Raw genomic sequence first — 22,944 nt, 5'->3', positions numbered from 1 at the left:
AAAAGAAACCACAGATGTGATTTCTTCAAAAGTTGACCTGAATTTAAAAAACGTCATCGTACATCGCGCGACCCGGAAGCGGATCGGCGAGCGAGGCCCAATCAGTTTCATCCCGCTGAACGAGGCAGGCATCGAATTGTGCTTCAAGCCGTTTTTGATCCAAACCAATCCCGATCAGGACGAGTTCCGTCCGGCGATCCGCTTGCGTCTCGAACCGTCCGGCGTATTCCATATTCGACGCATATCCTGCCTGATGAAACAAGAGTGCCACTTCCGGTCGTGTCGCGAGGAACAAAAATCCTTTCGCGCGGACGATTGTTTCCGGCCACGTCTCAATCAACGCAAGCAGGCGCTCCGGATGAAACGGTACCTCCCGCCGATAAACAAAGGATTGAATCCCGTATTCTTCCGTCTCCGGGACATGTTCCTCGGCATTGAGCTCACGGATCCAACCGGCACTTCCTGCCGCCTGCTCAAAATCAAATAAATCGACGTCAAGAATTGCTGCCGGGTCGACTTGTCCGTAGGTCGTCTCGATCAGTTTCGCCACCGGGTTCAGTGCTTTCAAATAACGGATGACTTCGAGACGTTCTTCCGCCGTCAGTCGGTCCACTTTGTTCAAGAGAAGGATATCCGCAAACTCGACCTGGTCGACGAGCAAGTCAACGACTTCCCGGACGTCCTGTTCATCAACTGCCTGTTGCCGTTCAATTAGTGATTCGCCGGACTCAAAATCTTTCAGGAAACTGTACCCGTCGATGACCGTCACCATCGCATTGATTTTCGTCGCGTCCGTCAAATCGATTCGGCTGTCTTCATCGACGTACGTAAACGTTTGGGCAACCGGAATCGGTTCCGAGATCCCGCTTGATTCGATGACGATGCCATCCAGATCGCCTTGGTCGACGAGGCGACGGACTTCAACTAATAGATCATCACGAAGCGTACAACAGATGCAACCGTTCGATAACGTCACGAACGACTCCTCCGTCCGTGAAAAGCCGGCCTTTTCAATCAATGCCGCATCGATATTGACTTCACTCATATCGTTGACGATGATGGCGAGCTTCCGCCCTGCCCGATTATGTAATAAGTGATTCAAGACTGTTGTTTTTCCTGCACCAAGATAACCGGACAGGACCGTGATCGGAATGCGTGACATGTAAATCGTCTCCTTTATAAATCGTAATGATTACGTTTTAAATAGTAACGATTCCGATTTAGACTGTCAAGTCCCGAAAAATAAAAAAAGTCAGGACAACGACCGTCCGTTCATTCAAAAAACGTCGTCCGGATCAACTGGACGATTCTTTCGGCAGCCTCTTTTGAAAAACCGGCAATCGTGTAATGGTTCGTATTCGCAATCAGATGGAATCTCGCATCCGGCAAACTATCGGCAAACCGTTCATGAGCTGCATTGATCCGTTTCGTCAAATCTTTGTTCAGCCATTTTTCAGGCATCCCGCCCGCCCAATCAGAAGCTGACAATACAAGAACCGGTGGCGTCACGTGCGGGACGAGCTGCAAAATCTGCTGATTGTTGTGTGCGACGGTGTCCCACTCGTCAAGCGTGCCCCGCCAGTGATGCGTCCGGCTCAACTGTCGCCACAGCGGGACACGGTCCGCTTTCGGAAGGCTTTTGAACATCCGCGCCCCAAGATTGTCCGGAATCAACCAGGCGAGAGGACGGATATGACTGAGGACATACAAAAAACGGTTCCACTTTTCCTGCATCCGCTCATACCAGTCCGGCAGTTCAACATCAACTTCCGGATGTGACGGATCGAGCAAGACGATGCCAACCGTCTCGTCCGGACGACGGCGCCCGAGTTCGAGCGAGATATAGGCACCGAGCGAATGACCGATGAACAGAAACGGTCCGTCGATTGTGAGTACATCCAGGACGCGTCCGAGTTCAGCCGCCTGTTGACTAAAAAATCGTTTCGTTTTGCCGCGCGAGGACTTGCCATACCCGAGCCGTGAATATTCAAAGACGCGTCCGAGCTGCAATAACTCGCCGCGCAACCAGCCCCACTGGTGGTGGTTCGACATCATCCCGTGATCGAGGATGAACGTCACATTTCCTGTTCCCGTCAACCGGGTGTCAAACCGTCCGTCAACCGTCTCAACAATCCGTTCCACTTTAAGCCCCCCCCTTATTCAAATAACGCCAGCTCGATATCGTACCCGAGCAGATTTAAGTAATCAAACAATTGTGACCGGTGATGATACAAGTGGACGGCTGCTTCCACCAACCAACCGGACGAACTGTCTCTGACGCCCCAGTAGGTCGGTTCCGTCGCAAAATCACCCGCCAGCCGGTCTTGATAATACTGCCATGACTGGTCCAAGCGGTCGACAAGCTGACCGGTCGGCACCGGAATCGCATAAAACTGCGCCATCTCCTCTGCCGTCGCGCCGGTCGCAATCCGCAAATCCGCTTCGAGCAACACGGCAAGATGGGCGGCGACTTCATATACGGACCGCTTCCCCGCAATCGGTTGCTTCTGCCAATCGTCCGGTTGAATCACTTCCATCAATCGGCTTGTCGTCCGGACACCAACGGCGACGTGCCGTTGTAACGCCTGTTGCCACTCATCCACGGGACCACCACGTGAGCGCCCGGTGTTCCATTTCCTTGACGAACGCATCCTTACCGGCGATGTAGGCACTGATGTCGACCGGATGCTGCTTCGCCAGTTGTTCCTTGATGTCGCTGTAAGCTGTCGCTTCTTGCGGATGCTGCCGTAAGTAATCGCGAAAGACGACATGACGCCTGATTTCCGGACTGCCGTCCGCATAGAGATGGATGTGATGCGTCCGCGCATCGCCGCCCTTGCGGTAGTAACGCCGTCCCGGCATGCCGAACTCGCCCATGACTTCGTAACCGAGTGCTTCCATCGCCGTGTCGAACGACTCAATCTCACCCAGCGTATCGACGACCGGTAAAATGTCGATGATCGGTTTTGCCGACAGTCCCGCGACCGATGTACTGCCGATATGATGGATGCCACGCAACCGTTGCCCGAAAATCGCCCGCAGTTGTGCCGCTTCCGTTTCAAACATTTCTGCCCATACCTCTTGATACGGTGTAACGATGACTTGTCTCATACCAATCCTCTCCTTTGTTATTTAGTATGCCAGTTCTTTAAGCAAAACAAAACGACCTCACGCGTGCGAGGTCGTTTTCGTTCGGTTATTTTTTCGTGATGAAGTAACGGGATTGATCGAGACGATCCGATGCCGTATAGACATTCATCTTGTACGAACCTGTCGCAAGACCCGTCCGCATTTTCAGGACGTAGTTGCCGTGGTTGTCGGCGACGTCTTGAGCAATCAATCGATAGCCGCTGCTCGTTTTTTCGAACAGACGGACGATTTGACGTTTTTCGACTTTGCCCGTCAACGTCTTTTTACCTGTCCATTTTTTGACCGGGTAGGTGTTTTTAATCGTGAATGATGCTTTTTTCGTGACTTTGTGCGAGATATCCGTCGATTTGACCGTGTATGTCCCTGTCGTCAAACCGTTTTTGACTGGAATCTTAAAGCCGCTCGCTGTCGTTTTTGCTTTGGCAATTTTTGTCGACCCTTTGTACAGCGTGACATCAAGTCCTGCTGTCGCTTTACCCGTCAAGACCGTCGAACCGTAGACGGCTGATTTTTTATCGATCGCCGGTGTCGCGACGAAGCCTGTTCCGACCGTGACGGTTGCTGATTTTTTCATGAATCCGAGTTCCGAGACGACCGTCAGTTTGTCACGGAGCTTGACCGGACGAACCGTTACCGCATACTTTCCTGTTTCGTCAGCAGTCGCCGTTCCGAGAACCGTCGTTCCGAGTTTGACCGTAATCTTCGCTCCGGCAACAGCTGTTCCTGTGACGACTTTCGCTCCCGGTTTGACGGTTGCGACGTTAACATTGAAGTTTTTCATCGGCACGTTCATTTCGAACTTCAGGAACGTTCCCGTTTCACCGGCACGTGTCACGCCTGTATTCGTGATTCCTTCGTAACGTTTCGTATATGCTGCTGCCGCTTCCGCTGAATCGAAGTTGACCGTCATCGGTTTACTGGCAACAAGCGACCAGTTCGCATCGGCCTTATAGTCGACCGGCTGCTTGGCTTGGATGAAGTCTGAGATGACGTTCCGTGTTTCGTACGCTGACTTGTAGACGATGTTTTTTCCGCCACCAAGACCCGGGAACGACGCACTGCCTGCACGGTAGTTGTTTGTCGCGACGAGGAATTCCTGCTCATCCGTGATTTCCTTGCCTTCGTACTTGATGTCTTGGACACGACTCGCATCCGCGTTGACGACGACGCCGTTGTAGTCATACTTCGCCGGTTTCGTAATGTCGATTTCATACGTCAATCCGTCGAGGATATCGAAGTTGTAGCTGCGGAAATCCTTGTTCAATAAATCGGTTTGTTCGCCTGATACTTCATTAAATTGCCCGGCCGACATCTCGAGCCAGTTCTTGACGTCTTTGCCCGTCACCTTGACGACTTCAAGCGTGTTCGGATAGACATATAGATCGGCGACGTTCTTCAGTGCAATCGGGCCTTTTTTAATCAACGTGTAGTCTGCCGCGTTGACTTGATTGCGTCCGCCCGTTTTGAATGGTGCACCGGCAGATAAGAGTGGCAAATCTTTATATTTCGCGAGTTCCGCATTGTCTTTTAACTGTTTTTCGACGTACCATTTTTGAGCGTTCGTGACGAACTGGACGGAATCATCATCCTGGACGAGTGCAAAGAAACTTTGGATATCGTCGTTGATCGTTCCGACTTCCTGACGGATATAGTCGAGTGTTCCTTGATGCGACTTCTCGATCAGCTTGACCGCACCGGCATCAGCGACCGTCTCTTTCGTGACGTCAGCAAGTTTCGCAGATGACGTATCGATCGTCCACTTGCCGTCGACTTGTTTTAATTGCAGATCGATGACACCGACATTTTTCCCTTGCGTGTTCGCCATGACGACCGGTTTTCCGTTAATCAGTCCTTTTTCGGCATCGACGTTCGGTAACTTATTGAATGCCGAGTCAGCTGCCGGGAACTTTCCGTGCTGGTGACCGGTCATCAAGACATCGATGTCGGCCAGTTTCGATAAGGCATACCCGACGTTCTCATCGCCGTCTTTTTGGTCGATCGTATCCCCGATTCCGGAGTGGGCCAGCGCAACGACGACGTCCGCACCAGCGTCTTTTAGTTTTTTCGCCGTCGCTTTAGCGACCGGGATGATGGCTTCCGCCGTCACTTTACCGGTCAAGTTCCCCGCGTCCCACGCCATGATTTGTGGTGTGACGACACCGAAGACGCCGACTTTGATTGTTTTCGGTTGATTGTTTTGATCCATCACTTGCCGTTCAATGATTTGATAGTCTTTTCCGTCTTCATTGTATTCCGCGACGATTGGTTGTTTCGTCACGGCGTCGAGGACGTTCGAGTTGACGAACTTGATTGAACCGCTTGAAGCACTCATCGCTGACTTCAGGAAGTCGAGTCCGAAGTTGAACTCATGGTTACCGAGCGTGACGGCGTCGTAACCGAGGTATTCCATTAATTCATACATCGGGTGTTTGCCTTTGTTGCCTTGATCGTACTGATTTTTGACATAATCCCCGAACGGCGTGCCTTGGAGTGTGTCCCCGTTATCGAACAGGAAGCTGTTCGTTTCGCCGACGACGTTTTGTTGCTGTTTGATGACTGTCGCTGCTTTGACGAGACCGATCGACTCATCTTGCGCGTCTTTGAAGTAATCATAATTCATCGAGTTTGTATGTAAATCTGTTGTTTCTAGAAAACGTAGTTTGACGACACTGTCATCTGCTGCGAGTGTTTTGACTTGGATGACGGGTGCTAACATCGGTGCGATCAACGTGGTAGCGATAATAATTTTTGTAGCCTGTTTCATCTGGTTTCCCCCTAAGATATAAATGACTGCTCAATTAATTTAACACGCTTTGATTGTAGCTTATAGCCTCTTTGAATAGGTCGGACATCCGTCTTATTTAACCTTCTTAACTAATTCCACAAATTGGCTTTACATTAACCTTGAACCTTTACAAATTTACTTGTAAAAAAGAAAACCGCTCCCCGAACTTACGGGAAACGGTTTTCACCCTTCATCTATCACCATGATGCTGTCGTTTGATTGCGTAACCGATGAAACCGGCAATCAGTGCCAGTACCGTCGCATAGAGAATCGTCGTCACCGTCACCGTCTCTTGACTGAACCGGACGAGAGCCTCGTCCTGCCATAAGAGTGCAAACGATGTCCCCGTCAGCGAACAGATGAACCAGCTAATCAAACCGGTCGCAACAGCGAAAACGACGGGATCGTATATTTTCTTAAAGGCCCGGATGCTGACAAGGAGATAGACGACGAACGGGACAATCAGAAACAGCCAAAACGGGAACGGCTTATCCTGTTCGACTTGATCAGCGGCCGCCGCAAGGACGACATTTCGTGCCGTTCCGTAATCGACTGCGTCAAGCGTCAAACGCGTATTCGATAAATCGGGACGTTCTCCCCCGATGACAGTCAACAGTTGATTCGTGACGCGCTCGGCGTCGATTCGGTTGACGACGTCCTCCATCGATCGTTTCAACCGCGTCACGTCGGTTTCCCCGTTCAAAAACGTCACCGGGACATTTAATCTTGCACCAAGGACATTTGCCTTGTAGGTCACTTGACTGCCGTGCATCAAATCATACCAGCCGTCACTGCCTGCGTTTAAACTCGAAACAGTCAACCACGTCCGGGTCGAGGCGTCCCCCTCATATTTCGCTTCATCCGTCACCGTAAAGAACAGTTGTGCACTACTTGCGACCATCAGGATAATGATCGCAGCACGGGAGGCGGCTGACATACCGGACAGTTGTCGTGGATAAAACGCGAGATAAAACAGACCTGTCAAAAAGAGTAAAATGAAGATTCCGTTCCAGACGGTCGCTTGATCAATTGTCAGCACATCAATCCCGAGTGCTGTGTTGAACGTAAATGCAAACAAGACGAAACTCGCCGCTAAAAAGCTGATTGTTCGAATCGTCCAGGTCACACGCGTTGCGCCGATCCGTAAAACTAAGAATAAGATTAGGAATAGACCGATTCCGAAAATCGATAAGAATGGACTGCCATATTCGGCGCGGAAGGATAGCGGTTCCAAGACTTGATTGAGATCGATTCCGAAAACCGACAAGATGTTCCCCGTATCATTTGCGCCAATCAGTTGATTCGTCAATCCCTCTTTGACGGCTTCCGGCAACGTGACAGCCATTCCGCTGATGAAAAACAGGAGGAACACGAGGGTCAATTCCAATGTCGTCCACGAGACGTCCGTGTCCTGCATCAGTTCGACGAACGCCTGATAATCGGCAGACTTCTCGATTTGTTGGACGAGAACGGTCATGACACCGAACAGGACGAGAAAACCAATACAAGCGAGTCCTATACCAAACAAGATATTGCGTAACATATGCGAGCGTTCCTTTCGCTGTTGCCTCCGCTCCATAAAAGCGCCTCCCCTTGACTAGATTGTTTGTATAGTTATTCCTGTTCCAGGTGATTTGAAAACGAATCTTCTGCAGTAAATACAAAAAGTAGCCCGTTCATGACGAACGGGCTACTTCCCAGACGCCGAACTCCGATTGGCAGGAACGCTTACTTTACGATTTTTTTCACGTCCGACTGCCCCACCTGAGCTAAACCAAAATGTTCCCGAAGCGTAGTCCCTTGATAGGCTTCTCTAAACAACCCTCTTTTTTGCAGTTCAGGAACGATCAGGTCTACAAAATCCTCTAAGCTTGACGGGAGTGACGGCGGCATCAGATTAAATCCGTCTGCGATACCCATTTCAAACCACAGCTCCATCTGATCGACGATTTCTTCCGGTGTACCTATCAGTGTCAGGTGTCCCCCACCAGCTGCCAGATAACCTAACAGTTCTCTTAGCGTAGGCTTTGTATCATCGATGATTTCAAGAATCGTTTTATAGCGTCCGACCGGTCCTGAAAACGCATCGACAGGCGGTAAGGACGGCACCGCTTTGTCAAGATCCCAATCAGAACAGTCCTGTTGCAAAAAGAAACTCAGTTGCTTCAAGGCATTCGCGACCGGTAATTTCTCATCCAGTTCGGCTTTCTTCGCCAGCGCCTCTTCCCGGGTTCGACCGACGTATGTAACCAATCCTGGAAAGATTTTAATCTGCCGCTCCGGTGACTCACTTTCTTTGATTTGTGTCTGTAGACTTTCCCGGAATGCTTTCGCTTGCTTTACATTCCACGACACCGAATAGACGGCATCCGCGTGCTTTGATGCAAGTGCAATCCCTTGGGCAGATGCACCCGCCTGCATCGCCACCGGCTTCCCTTGAGGACTACGCGGTGTAGACGAAGGACCTTTTACGTTGAAGTAGGTCCCGCTATGATGGATCGGTTGAATCTTTTCAGGATCAATTAACCGGTTGTCCGTCCGGCTCGAAAGGAAATCAGCTCGATCCCAGGATAAAAATAATTTTTCCATTACAGATGCAAATTCATCCGCCTTTTGATACCGTTCGTCCCTTGCAGGGAGCGCATCCATACTATGGTTTAACGCTTCCCAGTCCGTCATCGACGTCACCAGGTTCCAGCCGACACGCCCGTTCGTCACGTGATCAAGGCTTAACAGTTGTCTCGCCGCTGTATACGGATTTGAAAACGTACTCGATATCGTTGAAACTAACCCGATATGGCGGGTTACTTGAGAAATAGCGGTTAAATTGATTACAGGATCGAGCCAAAAGGCCGGTAGTTCAGTTGCGTTTGCAGCAGGAAAAGATTGATTGTCAGCAAAAAATACAGCATCCAGGCAGCCCGCTTCCGCTAGTTGAGCCAATCGCTGATAATAACCGCTCTCCCCGATTTCTTCAATCGCAGAATCCGGCATTAACCATGCCGCTTGATGATGGCCACAGCCGTACAATAAAACACCGATGTTTAACTGCTTCGTTTTCGTCATCTTTAGGTCCCTGACTCCTTTCTCCTGAGCGCTGACATCAGTTCATCGTCAATCCGCCATCTACGGTTAGATTTTGACCGGTAATGCCAGAGGCTGCTTCTGACGCTAAAAAGGCGACCAATTGCGCAACCTCTTCCGGCGTCGTCACTCTTTTTAACGGAGTTGATTGGGCAATCAATTCGAATACTTCAGCGGTCGTCACAGCACTGGCATCCGTCACTTTTAACAAGCCGCCGGAGACGACATTCACGTTTATGCCGTACTGTCCTAGCTCTGATGCAAGATTACGCGTAAAGCCGATCAACCCTGCTTTTGCCGTCGTATATTCGTGATAGGGAACTACCGGGTTTTGATACAGATTCGTGCCGATGCTGATGATGGTGCCGTTATTTCGTTCAATGAATTGCGGCAGAACACTTTGCACGACGTGGAACGCTGCTTTCAACGTGCCATCCAACTGTTTTTGATAATCTTCCCATTCCAAATCGATGAATGATTTTTGAGCGCGCGGATCGAACTTAAAATCGACTAAGGCATTATTGATTACGACATCGATTTGTCCGTAATGAGCTGTCGCTGACTGCATCAATGTCTCGACGTCTTCTCGCTTCGTGACATCCGCATACAGGGCAATGGCATGTTCTGCACCGAGCTCATTTACGAGTTCCTCTGCCGCATCCTTGCTCTTATAATAATTAATCACAACTTTAAACCCATTGTTCACCAATACTCTTGCAATCGTCGCGCCAAGTCCCCGACTGCTTCCCGTCACTACTACCGTTCTGTTCACTGTCTTCCACTCCTTCATCGTCTTTTGCAACTTAAATAGCGAAGTCGTAAACAAAAAAAGCGCAACTCTCCAAAAGGAAAGTTGCGCACGTCTAAATAATCACATAGCAAAAAACCGACAGACTGGTCTTCGCTGGTTTATTAGAGTCTACACTTCCCTACGCTAGTACGAACTAGTTCAGGTTCAAAGGGTTTGAGTATCTACTCATCTCAGTTTAGCAACACCCCTAGTGATTCTATTCAAGTTACCTTCACTTTAGCGGTCTTAGAAATATCTGTCAATAATGACAAGACAGTTTTATCGGTGTCTCTTCTGATTACGAACGAAAGCCTTGCCTCCGTCGACCGGAAGCAAGGCTCTTTTGAATTGCCATGATTTTTTTCTCTGTTATACGCCTTCGTACGCAAGCTCCATGATGTTCCGAAGTTCCGTCACGAGCGGCATTTTTGGATTCGCTGTCGTACATTGATCTTCGAATGCATCGACGGCCATCTTGTCGAGTTTTGCTTCAAAGTCGGCTTTTTTGATGCCTTGGGCTTTGAATGACATTTTGATGTTCAACTGTTGTCCGAGTTCTGTGATCGCTTGGATTAGTGATTCGACACCTTGTTCCGTTGTCGCTGCCGGTAGTCCGAGATAACGCGCGATTTCTGCGTACCGTTCATCAGCGATAAATGATTCATATTTCGGGAACGAAGCGAGTTTCGTCGGTTTCGCTGCATTGTAGCGGATGACGTGTGGCATCAGAATCGCATTCGTCCGACCGTGTGGCGTGTGGAACTCCCCACCGATTTTGTGCGCGATCGAGTGGTTAATCCCGAGGAAGGCATTGGCAAACGCCATTCCGGCCATCGTTGACGCATTGTGAACTTTTTCGCGTGCTTCGGCATCGTCACCATTCGCATAAGCGCGTGGCAAGTAGTCGAAGATCATCTTGATCGCTTTTAGCGCCAGTCCATCCGTATAGTCGTTCGCGAGGACGGAGACGAAGGCCTCTGTCGCATGTGTCAAGACGTCCATTCCGGTGTCTGCCGTGATTGATGCCGGGACCGTCATGACGAATTCCGGATCGATGATTGCGACGTCTGGTGTTAATGCATAGTCAGCAATCGGATACTTGACGTTTTTCTCTTTGTCCGTGATGACGGTAAACGGTGTGACTTCAGATCCTGTTCCGGACGTCGTCGGAATCGCGACGAACTTCGCTTTGTTACCGAGCGCCGGGAATTTATAGGCCCGTTTCCGGATATCGAGGAACTTTTGACGTAAGTTCGAGAACGTTTCGTTCGGTTGCTCGTAGAAGAGCCACATGCCTTTCGCTGCATCCATCGCTGATCCGCCACCGAGGGCGATGATCAAGTCCGGTTTGAAGTCGCGCATCGCTTGCGCTCCTGTCTGAACCGTTGCAACCGATGGATCCGGTTCGACTTGGTCGAAGATCCGGTAGCTGACGCCTGCCGGTAAGTTGCGGATGACTTTATCCGCGTAGCCGAACTCGACCATCGCTTGATCGGTGACGATCAACGCACGTGAGACATCTTGAATCGATTTCAAGTATTGGACTGAATTTTTTTCAAAGAAAATCTTTTCCGGTACTTTGAACCACTGCATGTTCACGCGTCGTCTCGCCACCTTCTTGACATTGAGTAGATGTTTCGCCGTTACGTTTTCAGAGACGGAGTTTTTCCCGTAAGAGCCGCAACCGAGTGTCAGTGATGGTGTCAATTCGTTATACAGATCACCAATCCCACCGTGTGCTGACGGGCTGTTGACGAGAATCCGGCAGGCTTTCATCCGCATTCCGAATGCCGTCATCAAGTCGTCATTCGTCGTGTGGATGACTGCCGTATGACCGAGGCCACCGATTTCAAGCATCCGTTCGGCGACATGGAACGCATCTTCCGTTGACTGGACGCTATACGCACCAAGGACAGGGCTTAGTTTTTCGTGTGAGAGTGGTTCTTCTGAGCCGACTTTTTCAAGTTCTGCGACGAGCATGACGGTGTTGCTCGGAACGTCGATGCCGGCTTTTGCTGCGATCCAGGTTGCCGGTTTCCCGACGATGTCGGCATTGACGGCACATGTATCGGTTTTGATGACGAGCGCTTCGAGACGTTTTTTCTCATCTGCTGTACAGAAGTAGCAACCGAGTGCTTCCATCTCCGCCCGGACTTCCGCGTAGATTTCCTGATCGATGATGACCGCTTGCTCCGATGCACAAATCATGCCGTTATCAAACGTTTTGGAGAGGACAAGGTCACTGACGGCACGTTTGATTTTTGCTGTTTTTTCGATGTAGCACGGGACGTTCCCCGGTCCGACACCGAGTGCCGGTTTTCCTGTTGAATAGGCTGATTTGACCATGCCGGCTCCGCCGGTCGCAAGGACCATCGCGATATCCGTGTGGTTCATCAAGACTTTTGTTGCTTCGAGTGACGGTTGTTCGACCCACTGGATACAGTCACGCGGTGCGCCGGCTTTGACAGCCGCGTCACGTAACGTTTTCGCTGCTTCGAGTGAGCAGTTTTGCGCTGACGGGTGGAAGGCGAACACAATCGGGTTTCGTGTTTTAATCGCGATCAACGCTTTGAACATCGTCGTTGATGTCGGATTCGTCACAGGTGTGACGCCACAGACGACACCGACCGGTTCTGCGATATAGGTGATGCCGTTTTGAACATCTTCTTCTAAGACGCCGACCGTTTTTTCATCACGGAGACTGTTATAGATATATTCCGTCGCAAACATATTTTTAATCATTTTATCTTCAAAGACACCACGTCCTGTTTCTTCAACGGCGAGTCGTGCCAGTTCAACGTGACGTTCGAGACCGGCAAGCGCCATGTCACGGACAATCGTATCGATTTTCTCTTGATCAAATGTTAATAATTCCTGTAATGCGGTTTGACCTTTTGCAACGATTTTATTGATCGTTTGTTCGACAGGTGATACGTCTTGTTTGATTTTTTCTTTGACAGCCATGTTAGGTTTCCTCCCTATTTTGGAACGAATCTGAGTCTGCATTTCCCTACTAAATGTTAGGAATGCCAAGCTGATATTCAATAGTTTGTGCTTTCCTTCACAAATCAATCATACCGCCTTTTTGATGATTTGTGCATGACCATCCTGTGAACTATTTCACATCATTGAAAACGTTCTCATTCTCAAAAGGTGTTGTCGGACAAGGCATCCTTTTTGAATCCCTTGCCTGTGACTTTTCTCACAGCACCTATTTTCTTTGCTTGTCTGACGGACAAAACATCGTGTAATCTATTAAAAGATACATATTTATTTGTTTTGAAGGAGGAAGTTTCATGACAATCGTCAATCAAATGCTTGCGTTCAACGAACAATTCGTCGAAGAAAAACAATACGAACAATTCATCTCGGATAAATTCCCTGATAAAAAGGTCGTGATCTTAACGTGTATGGATGCCCGCTTGACGGAACTCCTCCCGCACGCGCTCGGTCTAAAAAACGGCGATGCGAAGATCATTAAAAATGCAGGGGCCGTTCTGTCACACCCATTCGGTTCCGTCATGCGCTCGATCCTCGTCGCCTTGTACGCACTCGGGGCGGAAGAAGTCATCGTCATCGGTCACCACGACTGCGGCATGAGTACGATCGATCCGGCAAACATGATTGCCGAGATGGAAGGACGCGGCATCAATCAACAAGTCCTAAAGACACTCGAAGCATCCGGCGTCGACTTGAAGCAATGGTTACGCGGGTTCACGTCAGTCGAAGAAAACGTCAGTCATTCCGTCGGTCTGATTAAAAACCATCCATTATTACCACCGGGCACGAACGTCCACGGGCTCGTCATCGACCCGGGAACAGGGAAACTCGACCGCGTCGATTGCTAAACTTGTCCTTATATAGTAGAAAGAAGGTACGACCGACACCGGTCGTGCCTTTTTATGTTTTTTTCTTGACAGCAAAAAGAACGGTCTGTATGATACTTTAGTATAGTACAGTGATACCAAAAGAAAGCGTGGTTTTATAGTTATGTTCAATGCTGTTGTTTTAGCCGTTATCCTTTTATTTGTCTTAGCCATCTTCCGTGTCCACATCGTCCTCGCGATGGTCATCAGCGCTCTCGCCGGTGGTTTACTCGGCGGTCTTGGTTTAACGAAAACGATCGAAAGTTTCTCAGGCGGTCTTGGAGCCGGCGCAGAAATTGCCCTCAGTTATGCCTTGCTTGGTGCGTTCGCCGTCGCCCTGTCGAAAACAGGTTTGCCGGACGCCCTCGCACATAGCTTGATTGCTCGCTCAAAAGGAAGTGCCGATGCGACGTCGGTCAAGAAGTTAAAAGGGTTCATCATGTTCGCGATTTTATTACTCGCAATCAGTTCACAAAACGTCTTGCCGATTCACATCGCCTTCATTCCGATCATCATCCCGCCATTACTCGGTCTGTTTAATGATTTGAAAATTGACCGGCGCCGGATGGCCATCATCATGACGTTTGGTCTCGTCACACCGTATATGTTTTTACCAATCGGTTTCGGTGATATCTATCTCAATCAGATTCTGTTACCGAACTTACAAGAAAACGGGATGGACACCGCTGGCGCATCAGTCATCAAAGCGATGGCGATTCCGGCGCTCGGGATGTTGTTCGGATTGTTACTCGGTTTATACAATTACCGGAAACCGCGTGAATATGAGATGCGGAACATCGCACCGGACGATTACGAGATTCCTGTCGTCACGAAATCCAAATTATTACTGAGTTCAATTGTCGTCATCGCGACGCTCGTCGTCCAATTGACGACGGAATCGATGATCATCGCCGCGACGACCGGCCTCCTGCTCTTCCTCGTGTTACGACTCGTCCGCTTCAGCGAAGCAGACGATGTCATCACACGCGGTATGCGGATGATGTCGTTCATCGGATTCGTCATGATTTCAGCGAATGGCTTCTCAAACGTTTTACGTGAGACAGGTGATATCGAACCACTCGTTGAAAACTCAAAATCGTTAATGGGCGATTCGCAGCTCGTCGCTGCCTTCGTCATGCTATTGATTGGATTACTTGTCACTGTCGGAATCGGTTCAAGTTTCTCGACGATTCCGGTCATCGCCGCCATCTTCGTGCCGCTTTGCATCCAGTACGGATTCAGTCTCGAGGCGACGATTGCCATCATCGGTACAGCCGGTGCACTCGGTGACGCCGGTAGTCCGGCAAGTGATTCGACACTCGGACCGACGAGCGGATTGAATGCTGACGGACAACACGATCACATGCGTGAAACGGTCATTCCGACATTTTTACACTACAACTTACCATTGCTGATTTTCGGTACGATTGCTGCTGTCATTCTTTAATGAAGAAATCATCTCGTTTTAACGACGGGGTGATTTTTTTCTTTCCATTTTGCGTGGACTTCTCTAAAATGAAGGGATGAAGTGCAATTAAAGGAGTGTGGAACGTGTTATCTAGCGTCGTCAATACCGTCTTACTATATTTAGCCGACTTAGGTTATGTCGGAATCGCGCTTGGCTTGATGATTGAAATCATCCCGAGTGAGATCGTCTTATCCTATGGTGGGTTCATGATTTCTCAAGGGACGATCGGCTGGCCACTCGCTATCGTCGCCGCCGTCATCGGTGGATTGTTCTCGCAATTGTTTTTGTACTGGTTCGCCCGCTACGGCGGTCGTCCCCTCATCTTGAAGTACGGAAAATATGTATTGATCACGGAACACCATCTTGATCTCGCAGAACGTTGGTTCGTCAAATACGGACAAGGGGTCATTTTCGGGGCACGATTCATCCCCGTCGTCCGCCATGCGATCTCCATTCCGGCAGGTCTCGCCAAAATGGATCAAACAAAGTTCTCAATCTACACGATTCTCGCAATCATCCCGTGGTCGATTTTATTTCTCTATCTCGGTGAGACACTCGGAACGAACTGGCGCTCGATTAAAGGCGTCGCCGCTCCCTATACGAACGGCATCTTAATCGCAGCGGTCGTCATGATCGTCTTGTACGTCGCCCTCAAGAAACGCCAACGTACGACGTAATCCGTTTACAGCCTGTCCTACTGCGACAGGCTTTTTTTAAAAGGAGTGATTTCTATTGGAGACATCAAAAACCGTAACCATGCATCTGGATCGTGTCACTGCCTCACATATCCGTGGAACGCATATCGCGACGGGACTGACGATTGCCGGTCATATTCTACTCGTCGAACAAATCTACGATGAAAAACGACACCGCCCTTTCTTGCATGTCCATCGGATTCATGACCAGTGGCGCAATACGATCATCATCGCCCAGGAAGACGTTGAATTCAGTTATGTCGAATCGTTTTCCGACGGACGGATCCTGCTCGTCGCCTCGCGTTGTGATGACGATGTCGACGGATCATGGTTACCAAATGCTTTTATTTACGATCAAGTCGGTCATCTGATTAACAGTTATTGTCTAGACGACGGAATTCAAAATGTCCAAGTCGATGAGCGTGACCACATTTGGGTCAGTTATTTCGATGAAGGCGTCTTTGCTGACGCCGCGACCAATTCAGTTGGGTCGTTCGGCCTCGTCGCTTTTAACGACCAGGGGAAAGTCGTCTTTAAAAATCGCGACTATCCCATCGATGACTGTTATGCAATGAACGTCTCGTCTGCGAATGATGTCTGGTTCTTTTATTACTCCGACTACCGGATCGTTCAACTGCAAGGAGGAACGAGTCAGGCGTTCCACGCACCGAAACGGCCGTTCACAGATTTTGCTATTTATAAGGACTATCTCGTCTCGACGGATAATACGCAGACCCACGTCTTACAGCAACAAGGAAAACGGTATGTCGAGCAAGGACGGATGTCCTTCATGTCGGAGCAGGATGAATGCTTGTCCGGAACCATCAAGATGCGAAAGAATCAAATTGTGTTGACGACAGATACACGTCTTTATACAGGTGCTTTAAGTGATATGATTTTTGACGCGTAACGAAAGCACCTGTCAAAGAACGGACAATCGTCCTCTGACAGGTGCTTGTTTGTGTCATTTTTTTAATGCTCCCCGTGCATTCAGTGCCGCAAACACGACCATCGCAAGACTGAGAACGGCCGCGACAAGCACCCCTTGCGTATAGATACTCCAGTCAATCGTCTCACGTAATAAAACGGCACGCATCCCTTCCATGATGTAGGTCGTCGGATTGAGTGTCGCCGCGATTTTTAACCATTCCGCTTCAATCAACTCTTTCGGGACGAACGTCGTCGATAAGAAAATCAATGGGAAGAACAACAACGTTCCGGCTTGTGCGGCCTGTGCATTGCGTGTTTTCAGGGCGACCCCGACCGAATAGCCGGCAAAGGCAAGTCCGAAGCCAAGCGCAAGGACAATCGTCAAGAAAAAACCTGCAGCTCCAGCAGGAATCGATAATCCAAGTAAAAAGCCCATGCCGAAGATTAACAACGTCTGAACGAACAATTGTAACATCCCGGCAAGCATCGGTCCGAGGACGATTGCTGTCCGCGAAACCGGTGTCAACAGCAGCCGTGCAAAATACCCGCTTTCGATATCCTTGACGAGGGCTTGTCCCGCGCCCCCTGCTCCACCGACGGCACCGGAGACGATTGAGACGGGTAAGATGAAGTTCAAATAATCGACGCCCCCGAACTGGGGTAAGCTCGAGATGCCGGATAATCCGCTCGTATAGACGAGCAGGAAAAAGACGCTGATGATTAAATTCGGGATGAATGAGAATGGATTCCGTAACGTCACGAGTAAACTGCGTTTTGTCAAAATCAAGGTTTCCCGCCACATGTCACTTGTCCTCCTTATACGCTTGACCGGTCAACTGAATAAACACATCATCGAGTGACGGCTGTTTGACGACGAGCGAGCGTGCCGTCAGCTGGTGATCATCCAAATAGCGGACGACTTGTTTGAGCGTCTCTGTTCCATCTGACGGCAGGAGAACGGTCTCTTTTTCAATCCGTCCCGAAAATGCCGCTCGAAACGCTTCACTGGCGGATTCGTCTTCAAGGACAACTTCAATTCGTTCAGCTCCGTTCATCGCTTTCAGTTCTGCCGCTGTTCCTTCAGCGATCAACTTGCCGTCATTGATGATCGCGATCCGGTCCGCCAGCTGATCCGCTTCTTCCAAGTATTGTGTCGTCAAGAAAATCGTCGTCCCGTATTCTTCATTCAAGCGCCGGACTTCCGTCCAAATCTGTAACCGGCTTGCCGGATCAAGACCCGTCGTCGGTTCATCGAGAAACAGGACGGTCGGTTGGTGAACGAGCGTCAGTGCCAAGTCGAGCCGCCGCTTCATCCCGCCGGAATACGTCCCGGACCGGCGTTTGCCATCTTCTGCTAAACCAACAAGCTCCAATAATTCATGGGCTCGTTCGACTGCTTTCTCTTGGGAAAAACCGAACAACTTTCCTTGCAGTACGAGCAACTCCTGCCCCGTCAAATCATTATCAATACCTGTTTCCTGCAGAGCGACGCCGATTTGGAGCCGGACGTTTTTTTGATCACGTTCGATATCGTATTGATTGATCGTCGCGTGACCGGACGAGACGGCAATCAACGTCGTCAGCATTTGAACCGTCGTCGACTTGCCGGCGCCGTTCGGTCCAAGAAAAGCAAAAATCTCTCCTTTTTTTACGTGAAACGATATCTGGTCGACTACTTTTTTCCCGTTGTACTCCTTCGTCAACTGCTCTACTTCAATCACGGTCATCCGTCCTTTCGGCTATAGAGTTTGCTGAACGTATTTTTCTTCTATCTTTTCCCGCTTTGAGGTTAGGATATGCGAACAATCCAAAAGGAGCTGACACAACGTTCGGTCTCTAGGTCTTTCGAAACCTTCATACTTTTTTACTGCCGTGTTTAAAGCGTATATAAAAAAGACGAGAGCGATTTCAATTCGCCCCCGCCTGTCATTTGATTAACAACACCCTGCTGTTTGAATGCTCCAATTATTTCATTCCTGAAATATTGTATCCTTCAATGATGTATTTTTGGAAGATCATGAAGATGATAATAATCGGTACGACCATAAATGTTGCTCCGGCCATTTGCAGTCCATAGTTCCCACCATGCTGTCCTTGTAACAACGCAAGACCAACTGACAATGTGTACAGCGATTCATCATTCGCGATGATAAGCGGCCAAAGGAAACTGTTCCAAGCACCAATGAATGTCAAAATACCTTGAACTGCCAAGATCGGTTTCGACATCGGTAAAATGATCGAGAAGAAAATCCGAAATTCGCTGGCTCCGTCGAGGCGGGATGCCTCCAAAAGTTCATCCGGTATCGTCGTCATGAACTGCCGGAACAAAAATACTCCGAACGCACCGACTAATCCCGGCAATACGATTCCGGTCATCGTATTCGTCAATCCCATCTGGTTTAACATCAAATAGACCGGAATCATCGTCACTTGTCCCGGAATCATCATTGTCGCCAGAACACCGATAAACAGGACTTTGCTGCCTTTAAACGTAAATTTAGCAAATGCATAGCCGGCCATCGCAGTCAGCAATAAACCAAAAAACGACGCAACGACAATCAGGATTGTATTTTTTAAATAGGTCAGGAAGTTTAAATTTACAAACAGGTTCACGTAATGTTCAAACGTGATTTGATCTGGCCAGATCGTCAAGGGTAGAGCTAAAATTTCAGCATCTGTCTTGACTGAAGAGATGACCATCCAGAAAAACGGTAACATGAAACATAGACCAAGTAAGGTTAACACCAGTCCCAGTAACCATTGCGGACGATTACGTTTTTTTCCTATCCTTACTTTCGGAATCGGAGAAAATCGTTCCGGTTTTACGTTAACCGCAACCGGTTTTTCTTTTGGAATCATGACGGTCCCTCCTTAATATGGATTCTCATTCTTTTGCACTCTAAATTGAATCATCGTCACAGTAATGATCAGAACGAACAGGACCACCGACCCGGCCGCTGCATATCCAAAGTTACTCAGCTGGAACCCGTTCTGATAAATGAACAGTGCAAGGGAAGTCGTCGAATTTAAGGGACCACCTTCCGTCATGATGAACGGTTCTTCAAAAAATTGAATCCAGCCAATCAAGGTCGTGACGGTTACGAAGAAGATCGCATACCGAAGCAACGGAATCGTGATTTTAAACATCTGTTGAAATGTATTTGCCCCGTCCAATGCTGCAGCTTCATAATAAGTACGCGGAATCCCTTGTAGAGCAGCCAAGAAGATGATCATGTTGATCCCAACCGCACGCCAAAGTGCAAGCAAGATCAATGATAACTTCGCGACGAACGGATCCTGAAGCCAAGGAACATCCGGCAAACCGACCGTGTTCAGAATAAAGTTAAACAACCCATACTGGGGATTAAATAAAAAGCCCCATACGACGGCGACAGCAACGACATTCGTAATTGAAGGCATATAGAAAACCACCCGGAACCATTCAAAGACCTTTCCTCTACCAAAGTTAATCGCGATCGCAATTGATAAGGACAAGGCAATCACAAGCGGTACACCGATCACAACGTAGACGACTGTATTTGATAAGGCTTGAAGGAATACTTCATCTTTGAAAATTTCCAGATAGTTCGTCATTCCAATCCAGTCAACATTAGCGAAATTGGCGATACCCGCTAAATCCATATTCGTAAAACTCATGACAAAGGCGACGAACAACGGCGTAATCGAAAATAAAAGTAATAATAAAACCGTCGGAGCGATTAGTAGATAGGGCGCGCGATCGTTCAGCAAACGTCTCATGAAGTGACTCCTTTCACAAAACAAGAGGGGATAAGCATCCCCTTGTTTTGATTACTTGAGGATGGTTTCAGCCTTTTTCTGGAATACATTTACCTCGTCTTCGACCTTTGCCTTGCCTCGATACATCTTCTCAAAACTCTGCAGATAGGTTTGTGATACTTTTTCCCACGAACTGATCAACGGCATCGGCTGAGCATTTTCCATTTGTTCGCCAAACGTTTTCAACTTTTCATCATTTTGTAACGTCTCATTTTTCCATGCTTCTTTTGTCGACGGCAATGATTTCGTCATCTCCATCCACTTCGTTTGTGTTTCGGGTTGACTCATGTAAGAAATGAATTTGGCAGCTTGATCTTTTTTCTTGCTGCTTTCGAAAATACTGAGGTTGGCGCCGCCTAAAAACGAAATGTTATTTTCTTTGGCAGGTAAAACAGCAGTTCCCCACTGCTTCTCAATACCCGGCATTTGCTCATTGATGATGTTAATCATCCATGGTCCGCTGATGAACATCGGAACGTTCGGCTCCTTCGCGCCAAAGGCCTGCACGATGTCCATTCCGAAGTCGATTGGCGCATATCCTTCTTTAAAGTAGTTTGATAGATAGTCCGCACTCTCCACGAATTCCGGCTGATTGAACAACGGTTTGTTCTCATCCGTCAGCAGTTCAGATCCGTTTTGACGGGCAAACATGAAGGACAGCATTTGATCATTCGTATCGAGTGTGATTCCATACATATCGTCACCTTTACGTTCCGATAATTTAGCCGAGACTGCCTCCAGTTCTTCCCACGTTTTCGGTGCTTCTTTATAACCGGCCTTTTCTAATGTATCTTTCCGGTAATAGAGCACACGTGTATCGGTATACCATGGTGTTCCATAGACGCTGCCTTTCAAGTTGACTGTATCGAACGAGCCTTTGTAGAATTTATCTTCCGCAAGTTCCGGATATTTTTTGACGTAGTCCTTCATATCCGCTAGTGCACCCGCTTCAACAAACTCAGGCATCCATGACGTCCCCATCTGGACGACATCTGGTCCGTTTTTAGAGGCGACTGCTGTCAGTAACTTATCATGTGCTGTATCCCAAGGAATGGCTTGAACTTTGACCGTGACTCCTTTGTTTGCCTGTTCATACTCTTTGACCAGTTTAGGCAATGCTTTTCCTTCTTCCCCCATTGCCCAGACAGTCAATGTTTTTTCATCTTCTTCAGATCCCGATGAACACCCTGCCAACATACCCGATAGTGCCAACGTACTTACAGCTACAGCGATTCCCACTTTTTTCATCATTTGTTTCCTCCCTTTCTTCATTCAATCGAAACGTTTCGATTGAATATCAAAAAAATAATGTTTATACAAATGTCTTTCTGCAAAAAAACAGGTTAAACGTTTCTATAAACATTATAATCATTAATGTATACGCTTACAATAGATAAATAAAATTTTATTTTCTTTGACAAACAGATTCAGCCACAATGAATTTTGAGTCGATTTTTTCGATGCCGTTTTCTTTTACATCAATCAGTCGCATGAGTGAATGAGCTGCTTTTTGTCCCCACTCCAATTTAGAATAACTGACACTCGCGATTTTCGGGTGTGTATAGTTCGTAATCTCCAGTTTGTCGAATCCTGCCAATGAAACATCCTGCCCGATACGAAAAGACGTGTTTTGTAGTACATCATATACACCTAGCGCCATGTCATCATTGAGACAGACGATGGCATCGCCGTCTTTCAAGTCTTCCAACAAATCACTTGTCGCCCGAATGCCCGAACGTTTAGTGAAGTTGCCGTCCCATTCCATGACGATGATTCCAGCCTGTAATGCATGGGTCATGACGATTTCACGCCGCTCGATCGCATCATGGTTTCCGACGGGACCATTCAACAGATGAATGTGATTTGGACGTGTCGCTACGATTGCTTCCATCTCCTGCTCCATTCCCATCGCATTATTCAAGAGAACGCAACTGATGTTCGGATGGATGATTTCCCGATCAAGTAATGTCAGCGGGTGCCCTCGGTCGGCAAAACTCATAATTTGTTCTTCCGTGAAACGATGTCCTAAAATAATCCCTCCATCCACAATCCGCTCCGTCATGAGTCGATGGGATTCCGGACCATTGCAGACGATTAGTTCGTAACCTGTGTTTGATAATTCCAAGTTGATTCCTTTTAACAATTCTCCATAAAATGATCCCGAGTAATCCCCGAGAAATGCACCGATGATATGTGTTTTCCGCGTCTTGAGCGTCCGTGCCGCCGCGTTCGGAATATAGTTAAGCTCATTGGCGATTTGAACGATTCGTTGTCTTGTCTTCTCCGTTACTTTCGTACTGCCATTAAGTGCGTATGAAACAGTTGAAATTGAGACCCCTGCTGCCTTGGCGATATCTTTTATCCCCGTCATTTTCATC

General features: G+C 48.4%; 19 protein-coding genes and 1 riboswitch. Of the genes, 4 read left to right on the top strand and 15 right to left on the bottom strand.

The genetic code is table 11. The annotated features are described in order from the left end of the window. Positions 1-43 precede the first annotated feature (43 nt). From KNQ02_RS08125 to adhE, 9 genes are all read right to left on the bottom strand, one after another. A complete protein-coding gene (locus KNQ02_RS08125; RefSeq protein WP_214765614.1) occupies positions 44-1,162 on the bottom strand; it encodes a GTP-binding protein in 1,119 nt (372 codons plus the stop codon). Positions 1,163-1,272: 110 nt separating this feature from the next. After that, complete coding sequence (locus tag KNQ02_RS08120) at positions 1,273-2,142, bottom strand: alpha/beta fold hydrolase (protein ID WP_214807921.1); 870 nt, start codon at positions 2,140-2,142, stop codon at positions 1,273-1,275. A 14-nt stretch (positions 2,143-2,156) separates the two neighbouring features. Beyond that, positions 2,157-2,603, bottom strand: coding sequence for a DinB family protein (locus tag KNQ02_RS08115; protein ID WP_214807919.1), 447 nt, complete (start codon positions 2,601-2,603; stop codon positions 2,157-2,159). Beyond that, complete coding sequence (locus KNQ02_RS08110) at positions 2,596-3,111, bottom strand: GrpB family protein (RefSeq protein ID WP_214769590.1); 516 nt, start codon at positions 3,109-3,111, stop codon at positions 2,596-2,598. Before KNQ02_RS08110 ends, KNQ02_RS08115 begins: the two co-directional genes overlap by 8 nt. 85 nt (positions 3,112-3,196) lie before the next feature. Beyond that, positions 3,197-5,914: a bifunctional 2',3'-cyclic-nucleotide 2'-phosphodiesterase/3'-nucleotidase gene (locus tag KNQ02_RS08105; RefSeq protein WP_214807916.1), complete on the bottom strand. Its 2,718-nt coding sequence runs from the start codon at positions 5,912-5,914 to the stop codon at positions 3,197-3,199. Between the two features lie 211 nt (positions 5,915-6,125). Then, on the bottom strand, positions 6,126-7,514 hold the full coding sequence (locus KNQ02_RS08100) for a hypothetical protein (protein WP_214807913.1): 1,389 nt from the start codon (positions 7,512-7,514) through the stop codon (positions 6,126-6,128). Positions 7,515-7,663: 149 nt separating this feature from the next. Then, complete coding sequence (locus KNQ02_RS08095; RefSeq protein ID WP_214804867.1) at positions 7,664-9,001, bottom strand: LLM class flavin-dependent oxidoreductase; 1,338 nt, start codon at positions 8,999-9,001, stop codon at positions 7,664-7,666. A 37-nt stretch (positions 9,002-9,038) separates the two neighbouring features. Next, positions 9,039-9,809, bottom strand: coding sequence for a 3-oxoacyl-ACP reductase (locus KNQ02_RS08090; RefSeq protein ID WP_251131945.1), 771 nt, complete (start codon positions 9,807-9,809; stop codon positions 9,039-9,041). Positions 9,810-9,928: 119 nt separating this feature from the next. Further along, a riboswitch (TPP riboswitch) is annotated at positions 9,929-10,029 on the bottom strand. 149 nt (positions 10,030-10,178) lie between these two features. Further along, a complete protein-coding gene (adhE, locus tag KNQ02_RS08085) occupies positions 10,179-12,773 on the bottom strand; it encodes a bifunctional acetaldehyde-CoA/alcohol dehydrogenase (protein WP_214804869.1) in 2,595 nt (864 codons plus the stop codon). A gap of 332 nt (positions 12,774-13,105) precedes the next feature. Between adhE and KNQ02_RS08080 the strand changes: the two genes are divergently transcribed. The 4 genes from KNQ02_RS08080 to KNQ02_RS08065 all read left to right on the top strand — a co-directional run bounded on the left by KNQ02_RS08080 (position 13,106) and on the right by KNQ02_RS08065 (position 16,748). Next, entirely contained in the window at positions 13,106-13,657 is a 552-nt protein-coding gene (locus KNQ02_RS08080; RefSeq protein WP_088836864.1) for a beta-class carbonic anhydrase, read from the top strand. 142 nt (positions 13,658-13,799) lie between these two features. Further along, entirely contained in the window at positions 13,800-15,122 is a 1,323-nt protein-coding gene (locus tag KNQ02_RS08075; RefSeq protein ID WP_088836863.1) for a Na+/H+ antiporter family protein, read from the top strand. A 104-nt stretch (positions 15,123-15,226) separates the two neighbouring features. Continuing rightward, positions 15,227-15,820, top strand: a complete 594-nt coding sequence (gene uptA / locus KNQ02_RS08070; protein ID WP_214765590.1) for an undecaprenyl phosphate transporter UptA — start codon at positions 15,227-15,229, stop codon at positions 15,818-15,820. 55 nt (positions 15,821-15,875) lie between these two features. After that, positions 15,876-16,748, top strand: a complete 873-nt coding sequence (locus KNQ02_RS08065; RefSeq protein ID WP_214807910.1) for a hypothetical protein — start codon at positions 15,876-15,878, stop codon at positions 16,746-16,748. 54 nt (positions 16,749-16,802) lie between these two features. On the opposite strand, the gene KNQ02_RS08060 is transcribed toward KNQ02_RS08065, so the two are convergent. The 6 genes from KNQ02_RS08060 to KNQ02_RS08035 all read right to left on the bottom strand — a co-directional run bounded on the left by KNQ02_RS08060 (position 16,803) and on the right by KNQ02_RS08035 (position 22,937). Beyond that, the gene (locus KNQ02_RS08060; protein ID WP_214807908.1) at positions 16,803-17,570 is read right to left on the bottom strand and encodes an ABC transporter permease; all 768 of its coding nucleotides are present in this window, start codon (positions 17,568-17,570) and stop codon (positions 16,803-16,805) included. 1 nt (position 17,571) lies between these two features. Next, positions 17,572-18,495 carry an ATP-binding cassette domain-containing protein gene (locus tag KNQ02_RS08055; protein ID WP_251135041.1) on the bottom strand — a complete coding sequence of 308 codons (924 nt, stop codon included), beginning with the start codon at positions 18,493-18,495 and terminating at the stop codon, positions 17,572-17,574. A 238-nt stretch (positions 18,496-18,733) separates the two neighbouring features. Next, the gene (locus tag KNQ02_RS08050; protein WP_081776981.1) at positions 18,734-19,627 is read right to left on the bottom strand and encodes a carbohydrate ABC transporter permease; all 894 of its coding nucleotides are present in this window, start codon (positions 19,625-19,627) and stop codon (positions 18,734-18,736) included. Positions 19,628-19,639: 12 nt separating this feature from the next. Next, positions 19,640-20,527, bottom strand: coding sequence for a carbohydrate ABC transporter permease (locus KNQ02_RS08045; protein WP_214807901.1), 888 nt, complete (start codon positions 20,525-20,527; stop codon positions 19,640-19,642). A gap of 51 nt (positions 20,528-20,578) precedes the next feature. After that, positions 20,579-21,817: a sugar ABC transporter substrate-binding protein gene (locus KNQ02_RS08040; protein ID WP_028106544.1), complete on the bottom strand. Its 1,239-nt coding sequence runs from the start codon at positions 21,815-21,817 to the stop codon at positions 20,579-20,581. Positions 21,818-21,971: 154 nt separating this feature from the next. Continuing rightward, complete coding sequence (locus tag KNQ02_RS08035; RefSeq protein WP_214807898.1) at positions 21,972-22,937, bottom strand: LacI family DNA-binding transcriptional regulator; 966 nt, start codon at positions 22,935-22,937, stop codon at positions 21,972-21,974. Positions 22,938-22,944 lie beyond the last annotated feature (7 nt).

The organism is Exiguobacterium sp. s102 (assembly GCF_018618635.1).
Taxonomy (GTDB): domain Bacteria; phylum Bacillota; class Bacilli; order Exiguobacteriales; family Exiguobacteriaceae; genus Exiguobacterium_A; species Exiguobacterium_A oxidotolerans.
The sequence above is the reverse complement of the archived record's forward strand: the minus strand, read 5'-3'. Positions and strand labels throughout refer to the sequence as shown.